General features: G+C 50.6%; 10 protein-coding genes. 8 read left to right on the forward strand and 2 right to left on the reverse strand.

Features of this window, described 5'->3' with window-relative positions:
- Nucleotides 1-95 precede the first annotated feature (95 nt).
- The 8 genes from cmoM to KP22_RS03375 all read left to right on the forward strand — a co-directional run bounded on the left by cmoM (nt 96) and on the right by KP22_RS03375 (nt 11,227).
- Nucleotides 96-881, forward strand: a complete 786-nt coding sequence (cmoM, locus tag KP22_RS03340) for a tRNA uridine 5-oxyacetic acid(34) methyltransferase CmoM (protein WP_039322361.1) — start codon at nt 96-98, stop codon at nt 879-881.
- Nucleotides 878-2,203 carry a chromosome partition protein MukF gene (gene mukF / locus KP22_RS03345; RefSeq protein ID WP_039300573.1) on the forward strand — a complete coding sequence of 442 codons (1,326 nt, stop codon included), beginning with the start codon at nt 878-880 and terminating at the stop codon, nt 2,201-2,203. The genes cmoM and mukF overlap by 4 nt, the downstream gene beginning before the upstream one ends.
- Complete coding sequence (gene mukE / locus KP22_RS03350) at nt 2,184-2,906, forward strand: chromosome partition protein MukE (protein WP_039300570.1); 723 nt, start codon at nt 2,184-2,186, stop codon at nt 2,904-2,906. Before mukF ends, mukE begins: the two co-directional genes overlap by 20 nt.
- 53 nt (nt 2,907-2,959) lie before the next feature.
- Nucleotides 2,960-7,399: a chromosome partition protein MukB gene (gene mukB / locus KP22_RS03355; protein WP_039322364.1), complete on the forward strand. Its 4,440-nt coding sequence runs from the start codon at nt 2,960-2,962 to the stop codon at nt 7,397-7,399.
- Between the two features lie 103 nt (nt 7,400-7,502).
- Nucleotides 7,503-7,721 (forward strand): hypothetical protein, encoded by a 219-nt coding sequence (locus KP22_RS03360; RefSeq protein WP_039300563.1) that lies wholly within the window; start codon nt 7,503-7,505, stop codon nt 7,719-7,721.
- Nucleotides 7,722-8,031: 310 nt separating this feature from the next.
- Nucleotides 8,032-9,771, forward strand: coding sequence for a L,D-transpeptidase (gene ldtD, locus KP22_RS03365; protein WP_039322367.1), 1,740 nt, complete (start codon nt 8,032-8,034; stop codon nt 9,769-9,771).
- Between the two features lie 179 nt (nt 9,772-9,950).
- Nucleotides 9,951-10,499: a peptidoglycan L,D-endopeptidase MepK gene (gene mepK, locus KP22_RS03370; RefSeq protein ID WP_039300556.1), complete on the forward strand. Its 549-nt coding sequence runs from the start codon at nt 9,951-9,953 to the stop codon at nt 10,497-10,499.
- 80 nt (nt 10,500-10,579) lie between these two features.
- Nucleotides 10,580-11,227 (forward strand): MBL fold metallo-hydrolase, encoded by a 648-nt coding sequence (locus KP22_RS03375; protein ID WP_039322370.1) that lies wholly within the window; start codon nt 10,580-10,582, stop codon nt 11,225-11,227.
- Nucleotides 11,228-11,296: 69 nt separating this feature from the next.
- On the opposite strand, the gene KP22_RS03380 is transcribed toward KP22_RS03375, so the two are convergent.
- Both KP22_RS03380 and KP22_RS03385 read right to left on the reverse strand, forming a co-directional pair.
- Complete coding sequence (locus KP22_RS03380; protein ID WP_039300549.1) at nt 11,297-12,487, reverse strand: amino acid aminotransferase; 1,191 nt, start codon at nt 12,485-12,487, stop codon at nt 11,297-11,299.
- A 308-nt stretch (nt 12,488-12,795) separates the two neighbouring features.
- Nucleotides 12,796-13,881, reverse strand: coding sequence for a porin (locus KP22_RS03385; RefSeq protein WP_039322373.1), 1,086 nt, complete (start codon nt 13,879-13,881; stop codon nt 12,796-12,798).
- Nucleotides 13,882-14,173 lie beyond the last annotated feature (292 nt).

Raw genomic sequence — 14,173 nt, forward strand, 5'->3', positions numbered from 1 at the left:
CAGCCTGTGCCAAAATGGCAGGCTGGAAAAAATTGCATCGCGCAGACATATGCTGCACGAGCTTCCCCCGTTTATATGATGCGGAACATTGACTGATGCAGGATCGCAATTTTAACGATATCGCCGAAAAATTTGCTCAAAATATCTATGGCACAACGAAGGGGAGACTTCGGCTGGCGGTATTGTGGCAGGATCTTAGCGATCTTTTGGCTCAGCTTCCTGCACGACCGTTGCGCATCCTTGATGCGGGAGGTGGTGAAGGGCAGATGTCTTGTCGTCTGGCGGCTTTAGGACATCAGGTCTTGTTGTGCGATGTTTCCGATGAGATGATTCAGCGCGCCAAAAACGCGGCAGCGGCGCAGGGTGTCACCCATAACATGCGTTTTGTGCAGTGTGCCGCACAGGATATCGCGCAATATATGGAAAGCCCCGCCGATCTGATATTGTTCCACGCGGTGCTGGAGTGGGTCGCGCAACCGCAGCAGGCGCTGAAAATATTGTATGATTGCCTATCGCCCGGTGGTGCGCTGTCTTTGATGTTTTATAACCATCACGGGCTATTGATGCGTAATATGGTGCTGGGCAACTTTGATTATGTTCAGGCTGGCATGCCAAAGAATAAACGGCGTTCTTTATCGCCAGATCACCCGTTAGATCCGCAAGACGTGTACGGCTGGCTCGATGAGATGGGGCTGATCATTAGCGGAAAAACGGGTGTGCGTGTGTTTCATGACTATTTGCAGAACAAGCAGCAGCAGATTGATAAATTTGCCGACATTCTTGAGCTTGAACAGCGGTATTGTCGGCAAGAGCCTTTTGTGAGTTTGGGCCGTTATATCCATGTCATGGCGCATAAACCCCATTTGAAGGATGCATTATGAGTGATTTTTCCCAGACTGTACCCGAACTGGTCGCCTGGGCACGAAAAAACGATTTCTCCATTTCCCTCCCCACCGAACGCCTGGCGTTTTTGATGGCGATTGCCACGCTTAATGGTGAACGTATGGATGGTGAAATGAGTGAAGGTGAGCTAATTGATGCCTTCCGTCACGTGAGTCAGGGATTTGATCAGACGAACGAAACCATTACCGTCCGCGCCAATAACGCCATTAACGATCTGGTACGTCAGCGGTTACTTAACCGCTTTACCAGTGAGCAGGCGGAAGGTAATGCGATTTATCGTTTGACGCCGCTGGGGATCGGCATTACCGATTATTACATTCGGCAGCGTGAGTTTTCGACGCTGCGGTTGTCCATGCAGCTCTCCATTGTTGCGCAAGAGCTCAGCCGTGCGGCCGATGCGGCACAAGAAGACGGCGATGAGTTTCACTGGCATCGCAACGTATTTGCACCGTTGAAATATTCCGTTGCTGAAATTTTTGACAGTATAGATTTGTCGCAGCGAGTGATGGATGAACAGCAGCAGGGCGTTAAAGACGATATCGCCGCGCTGTTAAATCAGGACTGGCGAGCGGCGATCAGCAACTGTGAACAACTGCTGACGGAAACCTCGTCTACGCTGCGTGAATTGCAAGATACGCTTGAAGCCGCAGGCGACAAGTTGCAGACGAGTTTGTTGAGCATTCAGGATGCGATTATGAATAATCCGCATAATCTGGAGTTTGTCGATAAGCTGGTATTCGACCTGCAAAACAAACTTGACCGCATTGTAAGTTGGGGGCAGCAGACGATAGATTTGTGGATTGGGTATGACCGCCACGTTCATAAGTTTATTCGTACTGCGATTGATATGGATAAAAATCGCGTCTTTGCCCAGCGGTTGCGTCAGTCAGTGCAGAGCTATTTCGATAATCCGTGGGCGTTGACGTTCGCCAACGCGGACCGTCTGCTGGATATGCGTGATGAAGAACTGACGTTGCGTAGTGAAGAAGTGACCGGTGAACTGCCGCCGGAACTGGAATACGAAGAGTTTAGTGAAATGCGCGAGCAGTTAATCGCGCTGGTCGAGCAAGCGCTGCATAAATATAAAGCGCAACAGATCCCGCTAGATTTGAGTGAAGTGATGCGTGAATACCTCGCGCAGCATCCTCGTTCGCGGCATTTTGATGTTGCCAGAATCGTGGTCGACCAGGCAGTACGTCTGGGCGTAGCCGAAACAGATTTCACTGGATTGCCAGCATTGTGGCAGGCAATCAATGATTACGGAGCCAAGGTGCAGGCCCATGTCATCGACAAATATTGAACAATTTATGCCAGTAAAAATGGCCACCGCGCTGTCGAATAACCTCTTTCCCGCGCTGGACAGCCAATTGCGCGCCGGGCGCCATATTGGTATTGAAGAGCTGGAAAACCACGTGTTTTTGATGGATTTTCAGGAGGTACTGGAAGAGTTTTACAGCCGCTACAACGTGGAATTGATCCGCGCGCCGGAAGGGTTTTTCTATCTGCGTCCGCGCTCCACCACGCTGATCCCTCGTTCGGTGCTGTCTGAGCTGGATATGATGGTAGGGAAAATTCTCTGCTATCTCTATCTGAGCCCGGAGCGTTTGGCACATGAAGGCATTTTTAGCCAGCAGGAGCTTTATGAAGAGCTGCTAAGTCTGGCAGATGAAAGTAAGCTGCTGAAGCTGGTTAACCAGCGTTCCACCGGTTCCGATCTGGATCGCCAAAAGTTGCAGGAAAAAGTCAGAACATCACTCAACCGCTTACGTCGGCTAGGTATGATCTACTTTATGGGTAACGACAGCAGCAAATTCAGGATTACCGAATCGGTGTTCCGCTTCGGCGCTGATGTACGCAGCGGCGATGATGCCCGCGAAGCACAGCTACGCATGATTCGCGATGGTGAAGCGATGCCTGTGGAAGGTACTTTGTCGCTGAAAGATGACAGCGACGAAAACGATCGCACCGATGATACCGCGCCAGAAACGGGCGAGGATGAATAAGAGCTTATCCCATCTCTACCGGGATAGGCTCTATGTGTTGAGGATGAACAGGAATGATTGAACGCGGTAAATTTCGCTCACTAACGCTAGTCAACTGGAACGGTTTTTTTGCCCGCACCTTCGATCTGGATGAACTGGTTACCACGCTATCCGGTGGTAACGGTGCCGGGAAATCCACCACGATGGCCGCCTTTATTACGGCGCTGATCCCTGACCTGACACTGCTGCATTTTAGAAACACCACCGAAGCAGGTGCCACCAGCGGTTCACGCGATAAAGGCCTGCATGGTAAATTGCGTGCTGGCGTCTGTTACTCCACGCTGGATGTTGTTAACTCGCGTCATCAGCGCGTGCTGGTTGGAGTTCGTCTCCAGCAGGTTGCGGGGCGTGACCGTAAAGTCGATATTAAGCCTTTTACCATTCAGGGGTTGCCGACGTCTATCCAGCCGACGCAAATTCTGACGCAGGTGGTCGGCGATCGTCAGGCGCGCGTACTCTCGTTGCAGGAACTGAAAGATCGTGTCGAGGAAATGGAAGGCGTTCAGTTCAAGCAGTTTAACTCCATCACCGATTATCACTCGCTGATGTTTGATTTGGGCGTGGTGCCTAGGCGCCTGCGTTCAGCCTCCGACCGTAGCAAGTTTTATCGCCTGATTGAGGCCTCGTTATACGGTGGTATTTCCAGCGCGATTACGCGCTCACTGCGTGATTACCTGCTGCCGGAAAACAGCGGCGTGCGTAAAGCGTTTCAGGATATGGAAGCGGCGCTGCGCGAAAACCGCATGACGTTAGAAGCGATTCGCGTCACCCAGTCTGACCGCGATCTGTTTAAGCATCTGATTTCCGAGGCGACGTCCTATGTTGCCGCAGACTACATGCGGCATGCTAATGAGCGTCGTATTCATCTGGATGGTGCGCTGGAATTGCGGCGTGACCTGTTCTCCAGCCGCAAGCAACTGTCGAGCGAGCAATATCGTCATGTAGAAATGGCGAGGGAATTGGCGGAGCAGAGCGGTGCTGAAGGCGATTTGGAAACGGATTACCAGGCAGCTAGTGACCATCTGAATCTGGTGCAGACAGCGATGCGCCAGCAGGAAAAAATCGAGCGTTATAACGCCGATTTGGAAGAGTTGAGCTACCGCCTCGAAGAACAGAACGAGGTGGTGGAAGAAGCGCGTGAGCAGCAGGCCGAAAACGAAGAACGTGCCGATGCCGCCGAATTGGAAGTGGATGAGCTGAAAAGTCAGCTTGCCGATTATCAGCAAGCGCTGGACGTGCAGCAAACGCGTGCCATTCAGTATCAACAGGCGCAACAAGCATTAGAACGCGCCCGCACGCTGTGCCAGTTGCCGGATCTAACGGCAGATAACGCGGATGATTGGCTGGACAGCTATCAGGCGAAGGAGCAGGAAGCGACAGAAATCCTGCTGATGCTGGAACAGAAGCTGAGCGTAGCAGATGCGGCGCACGGCCAATTTGAGCAAGCCTATCAACTAGTGAGCAAAATTGCTGGCGCAGTTAATCGTAACGAAGCCTGGCAGGTTGCGCGTGACTTGCTGCGCGACAGTTCTTCACAGCGCTATCAGGCGGAGCGAGTACAGCCGCTAAGGATGCGGTTGTCTGAGCTGGAACAGCGCCTGCGTGAACAGCAGGATGCTGAGCGTTTATTGCAGGATTTCAGCAAGCGCAACGGTCAGGACTATCAGCCAGAAGAGCTGGAGTCGCTCCAGCAAGAACTTGATGCCCGTATCGAAACGCTGTCATCTTTGGTGGCGGAGGCGGGTGAACGCCGTATGGCACTGCGGCAAGAGCTGGAGCAAACCCAGCAGCGAATTCAGAAGCTGACGGCTCGTGCGCCAGTCTGGCTGGCCGCACAGGAAATGCTGACACAACTGAGCGAGCAGAGCGGCGAAACGTTTGAAGATAGCCGCCAGGTGACGGAATTCATGCAGCAACTGCTGGAGCGCGAGCGCGAAACGACGGTCGAACGTGATGACATCGCCGCCCGCAAACGTCAAATCGAAGCGCAGGTTGAGCGATTAAGCCAGCCCGGCGGCTCAGAAGACCCGCGCCTGAACGCGCTGGCGGAACGTTTTGGCGGCGTGCTGCTATCTGAGATTTATGACGATGTGACGCTGGATGATGCCCCGTACTTCTCGGCACTTTATGGTCCATCCCGCCATGCGATTGTGGTGCCCGATCTTTCTCTGGTGCGCGATCAGCTTGCTGGTCTGGAGGATTGCCCTGAAGATTTGTATCTGATTGAAGGCGATCCGCAGTCGTTCGATGACAGCGTGTTTGCCGTTGAAGAACTGGAACGCGCCGTCGTCGTGAAAGTCGCGGAGCGCCAGTGGCGTTACTCCCGTTTCCCTGAAGTGCCGCTGTTTGGTCGTGCCGCGCGGGAAATGCGTCTGGAAAGTCTGCGGGATGAACGAGAAGCGCTGGCAGAGCAGTACGCGACGCTGTCATTTGATGTGCAGAAAACGCAGCGCTTGCATCAGTCTTTCAGCCGTTTCATTGGTACCCATCTGGCGGTCGTTTTTGATGAAGATCCTGAAGCGGAAATCCGTAAACTCAGTTCCCGTCGCGGTGAGCTAGATCGGGCAATGGCCAGTTTTGATGGCGAAAACCAGCAGCAGCGTCAGCAATATGAGCAGGCGAAAGAAGCCAGCGCGCAACTGAATAAACTGATTCCGCGCATCAGTCTGCTTTGCGACGAGACGTTGCAGGATCGCGTGGAAGAGATTCGTGCAGAGTTGGATGAAACCGAAGAATCTGCTCGTTTCATTCAGCAGCATGGTGCGACGCTAACTAAGCTGGAACCGTTGGTTGCTGTCTTACAAAGCGACCCGCAACAACATGAGCAGTTGCAGGAAGATTATACCCAGGCGCAGAACGCACAGCGGCAGGCAAAACAGCAGGCATTTGCACTGACTGAGGTTGTGCAACGTCGCGCGCACTTCAGCTATGCCGACTCCGCTGGGATGCTGGGTGAGAACGCGGGTTTGAATGACAAATTGCGTCACCGTCTGGAACAGGCCGAAGCAGAAAGAGCCAAAGCACGTGAACAGTTACGTCAGCATCAGGCACAACTGACGCAGTACAGCCAGGTTCAGGCATCGCTGAAAAGCTCTTATGATGCCAAACAGGATATGCTTAAGGAACTGACGCAAGAGCTTCAGGATATCGGCGTGCGTGCGGATGCCGACGCGGAAGCCCGTGCCCGTCAGCGCCGTGATGAGCTCCACGCTGCATTAAGCACTAACCGTTCGCGGCGCAATCAGTTGGAAAAACAGATTACGTTCTGTGAAGCGGAAATGGACAGCTTGCAGAAGAGATTACGCAAGCTGGAACGCGATTATCACCAGATGCGTGAGCAGGTTGTGATGGCGAAAGCAGGCTGGTGCGCGGTCATGCGATTGGTGAAAGATAATGGCGTCGAACGTCGCCTGCACCGCCGTGAACTGGCCTATATGGAAGGGGATGAACTGCGTTCCATGTCGGATAAAGCACTGGGTGCGCTACGTCTGGCCGTTGCGGATAACGAACATTTGCGCGATGTGCTGCGGCTTTCCGAAGATCCTAAACGACCAGAACGCAAGATCCAGTTCTACATTGCTGTTTACCAGCACCTGCGTGAGCGTATCCGTCAGGATATTATCCGTACCGATGATCCGGTAGAAGCCATTGAACAGATGGAGATCGAGCTTAATCGTCTGACTGAAGAGTTGACGGCGCGTGAGCAGATGCTGGCAATCAGTTCACGCAGCGTGGCAAACATCATCCGTAAAACAATCCAGCGCGAGCAGAACCGTATTCGGATGCTGAACCAGGGGCTGCAAGCGGTCGCGTTTGGCCAGGTGAAGAGCGTGCGCCTGAACGTCAACGTACGTGAAACGCATACTACGTTGCTCAACGTATTGTCCGAACAACAGGACATGCATCAGGATCTGTTTAACAGCAATCGTCTGACTTTCTCGGAAGCGTTGGCAAAACTGTATCAGCGCCTGAACCCTGAAATTGATATGGGACAGCGTACGCCACAAACGATCGGCGAAGAGCTGCTTGATTACCGAAACTACCTGGAAATGGAAGTGGAGGTTAACCGTGGCGCGGATGGGTGGCTACGAGCGGAAAGTGGGGCGCTGTCTACCGGGGAAGCCATCGGTACCGGGATGTCGATTCTGGTCATGGTGGTACAGAGTTGGGAAGAAGAGTCTAAGCGTCTACGTGGCAAAGATATTATTCCATGTCGCCTGCTTTTCCTCGATGAGGCCGCACGTCTGGATGCCAAATCTATCGCCACGCTATTTGAGCTATGCGATCGGTTGGAAATGCAGTTGGTTATCGCGGCACCGGAAAATATCAGTCCCGAGAAGGGAACTACGTATAAGCTGGTGCGTAAAGTCTACCAGAACAACGAACATGTCCATGTGGTTGGGTTACGTGGTTTCGGAACGGAAGCGCCGGAGACACAAGAGCAAGCTTCGTAGCGATAAAACTTGCGAGGTTGCTGACAAAGTCCGTAGAGCGAGAGTAACGGATAGATCGTAAAGACGCTGTGAATACATCCTTGTACGCTCGGATTGCGCAGATATGAATCTCATCGCTGAGATTCACCCTGCCGGGCCGTCGCAAGCGACGTTCAAAAGCGTTCCTGACGCTTTTGTCCATGGCGCAAACGCTTTACTTTTTTATTCCGTTACTCTCGTTTTTCATTCAGTCAATAGGTTTGTCAATGGTCTGAAGCCGCTTTTTAAGCGGCTTTATTTTTTTCGTAAAGCGTTGTGTAAAGGCAATGTTGGCGGTGAATAGATTCATCAAACGCGTAAGATAATAACCAGAAGAAGAAGCAAAAATATTTTTCTCTTTATATACTGATGATAAAACGGGGCAAACCGTAGAGAGATTGACGGTTGTATGTTGTAAAGCTGAGTGCCGTAATAACGGACGTCATATAAAAACGATCCTATTTCATTTTTTATCGTTTTCTACGATGAATGGAAAACGAAAAAATGAGTTTACGCCAGTGTGAACGTATACGAGCGAATTCGGTTTGTTATTTCCATATTCAACGTAGATTGTCATAAAAGCATAGTGATTAATGAGTACAGGGGATAAATGGATGTCGTTGTTACATAAACGAAAAATGGTCAGGCTGCTGTTGCACATGGGTTGTATTTGGGTTGGAAGCCTGTCTCCTTCGTTTTCGGTGCTGGCAGCATCTCCGACGGTGATATCCGACTTATCACAGAGTTCGGGTGTGGTTTCTGTAGAGAATAGCCGTGCTGGGCTTTTGGCGGCGCTGCCGCATGGCGTGACGGTACATTATCTCTCTGATTTGTCATCACTTTATGCCCAACATCAGATGCAACCTATGTGGGGTGATAACCGTGCGGTTCAACAGTTTCAACAACAACTTGCTGAATTAGCGCTCGCAGGCGTACAGCCGCAGTTCACCACCTGGGTGACTTTGCTAACCGATCCTCAGTTGACCGGGTTTGCGCGTGATGTCGTGCTATCCGACGCGATGCTTGGTTATTTGCAGTTTGTATCTGGGGTAGAGCGCAACGGCAATGATTGGCTCTACAGCAGAGTACCTTATCGTGTGCAATCTCCCACGCTCAATGTTGTTTCGCAATGGCAACAGGCCGTGAAATCCGGCACCAGTGCAGCCTATATCGTGTCGCTGGCACCGCAGCATTCACAATACGCCAAAATGCATGAAGCACTGAAGACGATGCTGACGGACAATCGTCCGTGGCCAAGTCTGAATCTGGCCGAATCTCTACGCCCCGAACAGCAGAGTCGAGAGCTGGCAGTATTGCGTGAAATTCTGCAACGTACTGGCATGCTGTCGTCAACAGAAGGTATTACGCTGTTCAACGAAAATACCACAGCGACGGCGGTATCGGTTGGGCAGGCTACGTTGATTGACAGCGGCACGTCGCTAGACGAGCGCTACACGGGCGAACTGGTCGAAGCGGTTAAACGCTTCCAGCACTGGCAAGGACTGGAGGGTGATGGTGTTATTGGTAAACGTACCCGTGACTGGCTCAATGTTTCTCCGCAAATGCGTGCTACGCTGCTGGCGCTGAATATCCAGCGTCTGCGCCTGCTACCGGATAATGTTCATACTGGCATCATGGTGAATATCCCCAATTATTCGCTGATCTATTATCAGGATGGCGCTGAGCGTTTATCGTCGCGTGTCATTGTTGGACAACCTAAACGTAAGACACCGTTGATGAGCAGCTCGCTGTATAACGTGGTGGTCAATCCGCCGTGGAATGTGCCTACGACGCTGATTCGGCAGGATATCATTCCTAAAGTAGTACGCGATCCTGGTTATCTGGAGCGTCACGGCTATACTGTGTTGTCCGGCTGGAGTCAGGATGCCGAAGTGATCGACCCCTCGATGATCGATTGGCAGGTGGTGTCACCAGAGCGTTTCCCGTATCGCCTGCGTCAGGCACCTGGTGCGAACAACTCGCTGGGGCGCTATAAATTCAATATGCCTAACTCAGAAGCGATTTATCTGCACGATACGCCTAATCACAACCTATTCCAGCGTGATATTCGTGCGCTGAGTTCTGGCTGCGTGCGGGTCAATAAGGCATCTGAATTGGCCGGTATGTTATTGCAGGATGCGGGATGGAACAATAATCGTATTTCTTCCACGCTCGATCAGGGAAACACCACCTTTGTTTCAATGAAACATCGGATCCCGGTCAATCTCTATTACCTGACTGCATGGGTGGCGGAAGACGGTAGGCCGCAGTTCCGAACAGATATTTACAATTATGATGATACCGCCCGAGCTGGGACGAAAGTATTGTCCAGAGCAGGACTGTTGCTTCAGTAAGTATTGAAAACACGGGCATTAGCGGTTTTCGTATTTTATCATTTTGCGGGGGATCGATGCGATCTCCTGCAAACCCTTAAACAAAGCGGGTTGACTCACTTTTGTCTGGCAGTTAAGGTTCAAGGCGGTGCGTTTTGCGCCTCCTTGTATACCGTTCTTTTAGCCAGGATACTTGTTCTATGGATCACATTGACAACCATCGCCGTAAGTGGCTGGCACTGGGTGGTGCTGCGTTGGGCATCGCACTGCTTCCCGGTCAGGCATTTGCAACGTTATCTACACCACGACCACGAATTTTGACACTGGACAACCTGAATACCGGAGAGCGGCTAAAAACGGAATTCTTTGATGGCAAACGGTATAACAAATCAGAACTTTCCCGCCTGAATCATTTTTTCCGCGATTATCGCGCCAATAAAGTCAAAATGATCGACCCTCAACTTTTCGATCAACTCTACCGTTTACAGGTTATGTTGGGCACTAATAAGCCCGTACAGCTGATTTCCGGTTATCGCGCGATAGATACGAATAATGAATTACGTGCGCATAGCCGAGGTGTGGCAAAGCAGAGCTACCACACGAAAGGGCAGGCAATGGATTTCCATATTCAAGGTGTTCAACTGGCCAACATTCGTAAAGCTGCCACCAAGATGCGCGCAGGTGGGGTTGGCTATTACCCTCGCAGTGATTTCGTTCATATCGATACTGGTCCAGTCCGCACCTGGTAGCCTTCTGCCTCAGCGCTATACTTTTTTGATACGGTTCGCGACACATCGCGAGCCGCTCAGCTTGTTCAACATGGAGTGATATGAAATATCAAATTGTTCCGGTGACGGCATTTAGCCAGAACTGCACGTTGCTATGGTGTGAAAAAACCAATGAAGCTGCCATTGTCGATCCTGGCGGTGATGCAGAAAAGATCAAACGCGCCGTTGCAGATACAGGCATTTCGGTTAAGCAGATTTTGTTAACGCACGGCCATTTGGATCACGTCGGCGCAGCAGCGGAATTGGCCGAGCATTATCAGGTTGCGATTATTGGCCCACAGATTGAAGACGCTTTCTGGCTGGAAGGGTTACCAGCACAGAGCCGCATGTTTGGCCTGGAAGAGTGCGCGCCGCTGACGCCATCGCGTTGGTTACAGGAAGGTGATGAGGTTTGTGTAGGGGAGACGACGCTGACGGTTTTCCACTGCCCGGGTCATACACCTGGTCATATTGTTTTCTTTGATGCCGAGTCAAGGCTGGCACAGGTCGGTGATGTTATTTTCAATGGTGGTGTAGGGCGCACCGATTTCCCTCAGGGGGATCATCGGGCGTTGATCGCGTCGATTAAAAATAAGCTGCTGCCGCTGGGTGACGACGTAACGTTTATTCCGGGGCATGGCCCGATGTCGACCTTAGGACATGAGCGTAAAACCAATCCTTTCCTACGTGAAGATACCGCGATTTGGTAGTGTTTTATAAAGTGAAAAGTAGAAGTAAAAAAGCCGACACAGTATGTCGGCTTTTTTATCGCAGGGCGATCAGAGTACGGCAACAATCGCTTCGCAGAGCGGAGCCATATTCTCTGGTGTCATTCCCGCAACATTGATACGGCCAGAATTCACGGCGTAAACGCCGAATTCTTCACGTAGACGTAGAACCTGCTCCTTAGTCAAGCCGCTGAATGAGAACATCCCATTCTGGTTGATGATAAAGGAGAAATCCTGCTGTGCGCCTTTTTCCTGCAAGGTATTCACGAACAGCTGACGCATACGTTGAATACGCTCCCGCATCGCTGTCAATTCCTGCTCCCAAATGGCCTTCAGCGCATCATTGCCCAAGATGGTAGCCACAATGGTCGCACCGTGTGACGGTGGGTTAGAGTAGTTTGCGCGAATAGCAGCTTTCACCTGACTGAATGCCTTGTCTGCCGTAGCAGCATCAGCAGCAACCAGCGTACAGGCACCGACGCGCTCATTGTACAAACCGAAGTTTTTAGAATATGAGCTGCATACGATCAGTTCTTCGTGCTTCGCGGCGAAAATACGCAGGCCTTCTGCATCTTCTTCGAGGCCGCGGGCAAAGCCCTGATAGGCAAAGTCAAACAGCGGTAACCAGCCTTTCGCTACCGACAACTCGGCCAGCGTAGCCCACTGCTCAGTGGTAGGATCGATACCGGTTGGGTTGTGGCAACAGCCGTGGAACAGCACCACGTCACCCGCTTGCGCGGCGTTCAGGCTGTTCAGCAGGCCATCAAAATCCAGCGCGTGGTTCGCCGCATCGTAGTAGTCATACTGGCACACTTCCAAACCGACGGCAGAAAACACATTGTTGTGATTTGGCCAGGTTGGGTTGCTGATCCAAATGCGCTTTGCAGACGTCTGATTGGCAATGAAATCTGCCGCTACGCGCAACGCACCGGTTCCGCCTGGAGTTTGCGCTGTACGGGCACGTTTGTCGGCAATAATGGCGTTCTGCTTGCCAAACAATAACTCTTGTGTGCACTGACCGAATGCGGGTAAACCGTCAATGCCCAGATAGTTTTTGGTGGTTTCATTTTCCAGCAGATACTGCTCTGCTTTTTTTACGCTGGTCAGAACCGGGGTTTTACCGGTTTCATCTTTATAGACACCAATACCCAGATTGATTTTATTCGCGCGGTCATCGGCGCGGAAAAGATCGGTCAGCCCGAGAATAGGATCGGCTGGTGCAGCAGAGATATTTTCAAACATTGCCAGAATGTTCCATAACTGAGATGAAATAAGAATTCTCAGAGTACCGCCAGTAAAAGGCTTTGCCAACCGTTGATGTTAAAAAGAAAGGGAAATAACAGGGAGAAAGAGAGAGACGAAATAAAAGACTGGTTAGGTGAGAATAATTGGCGCAAAGCAGAAACAAAAAATACGGAGAGTGTTTTTCAATATCGCTGGTAACGAGCATTAAGAGCGCACAATCTGACACACCATAAAAAAGACAGAGCCGAGGCTCTGTCTTTTCCTGCAATGCGAACGATTAACTCGTTACGTTATGCAATGCCAAATTAGAACTGGTAAACAACGCCGACGTCTACACGGTCATTATTTTCGATACCGTAATCGTTGTTTTTGTCCAGCAAGCTAATGTCGTATTCAACGTAAGTAGAGAAATTTTTGTTGAATGCATAGGTTGCACCAACGCTCGCATATTTCACTGCAAAATCATTGCGACCAGTGTTGGTAGCGCTTAAAGTATCCACTTTGTCTTTACGAGAAACGTAAGCCAGAGTAGGAGTCAGACCGAAGTCGAAGTTGTATTGAGCTACAACTTCAAAAATCTGGCTCTTATCAGCGATACCGTTGCCAGAGTTGATTCTGTAGAAGTTGCTGGCTTCGCCATAAGTGGCTGCCAGGTAAACATTGTTCGCGTCATATTTCAGACCTGTTGACCATACGTCTGCACGCTCGCCGCGAGCGCCAATGGTTGCAGTTTGCTGGTTGTTAGTACGGTCATAAGTACCATAAGATGCCACTACACCTACGCCGAAATCAGTGTCGTAGGTCAAAGACGTTGCCCATGCATCGCCATGGCTACGGCTGATGTTTGAAGACGCTGTTTCATCTTTAGCTACGTATTGTACACCAAAGCCCAGGTTTTCAACTAAACCAAACAGGTTAGCAGTACGGAAGGTCGCTGCGTTACCAACACGACCAGTGATGGTATCTGTGATGGAACTGTCGCCGCCGTTTTCTGGCAGAACGTCGGTATAAGCGAGACCGTCATAAGCAACACCCAGGTTACGACCGTAGTCAAAAGAACCAAAGTCGGCAAATTTCAGACCTGCAAAAGCATAACGGGTTTTATTCTCGGAAGTATCTAAAGAATCTTCAGTACTTTTCCCGTCGAATTGATACTCAAAACGTCCGTAACCTGTCAGATCGTTAGTGATCTGCGTTTCACCTTTAAAGCCCAGTCGAGCATAAGTGTTGTCTTCGTTTTCGGCGGTTTGGTTTTGGAAAGCATAACCTGCATGTACACGACCAGTCAGATCCAGCTTGTTGCCGTCTTTGTTATAAACTTCGGCTGCGTTTGCTGCGCCTGCGACTAACAGAGCTGGGATTACTACTGCAAGAATATTGCGTTTCATCATTATTACCCTCATTGGTGTTATTTGGACACCTGCCACTGCCATAAATAATTCTTTAGGGAACTATTCCTGAAAGTTTGGTGTCTTCCTGTGTCTGAACGCAGTTTTCCATTCACTCGCGCGTTAATCCACCCCTAAGATGCTACAAAGTTCGCAATCGAGTAACAAATAGAAATAATATGTTTCTGAATGTAAATTATGGGGAGCTTTGTGAGACATAACAAAAATTAAAAAAAAAGAGCCGGGAAACCCGACTCTTCTTTTCTACATATTTGTTTTACTTATATTAAATTTT

Origin of the sequence: Pectobacterium betavasculorum (genome assembly GCF_000749845.1) — a bacterium.
Classification (GTDB): domain Bacteria; phylum Pseudomonadota; class Gammaproteobacteria; order Enterobacterales; family Enterobacteriaceae; genus Pectobacterium; species Pectobacterium betavasculorum.

Bases quoted from the DNA above. Each gene is read 5' to 3' on its own strand.
- cmoM (WP_039322361.1), top strand. From the start codon at position 96: ATGCAGGATCGCAATTTTAACGATATCGCCGAAAAATTTGCTCAAAAT.
- mukF (WP_039300573.1), top strand. From the start codon at position 878: ATGAGTGATTTTTCCCAGACTGTACCCGAACTGGTCGCCTGGGCACGA.
- mukE (WP_039300570.1), top strand. From the start codon at position 2,184: ATGTCATCGACAAATATTGAACAATTTATGCCAGTAAAAATGGCCACC.
- mukB (WP_039322364.1), top strand. From the start codon at position 2,960: ATGATTGAACGCGGTAAATTTCGCTCACTAACGCTAGTCAACTGGAAC.
- KP22_RS03360 (WP_039300563.1), top strand. From the start codon at position 7,503: ATGAATCTCATCGCTGAGATTCACCCTGCCGGGCCGTCGCAAGCGACG.
- ldtD (WP_039322367.1), top strand. From the start codon at position 8,032: ATGTCGTTGTTACATAAACGAAAAATGGTCAGGCTGCTGTTGCACATG.
- mepK (WP_039300556.1), top strand. From the start codon at position 9,951: ATGGATCACATTGACAACCATCGCCGTAAGTGGCTGGCACTGGGTGGT.
- KP22_RS03375 (WP_039322370.1), top strand. From the start codon at position 10,580: ATGAAATATCAAATTGTTCCGGTGACGGCATTTAGCCAGAACTGCACG.
- KP22_RS03380 (WP_039300549.1), bottom strand. From the start codon at position 12,487: ATGTTTGAAAATATCTCTGCTGCACCAGCCGATCCTATTCTCGGGCTG.
- KP22_RS03385 (WP_039322373.1), bottom strand. From the start codon at position 13,881: ATGATGAAACGCAATATTCTTGCAGTAGTAATCCCAGCTCTGTTAGTC.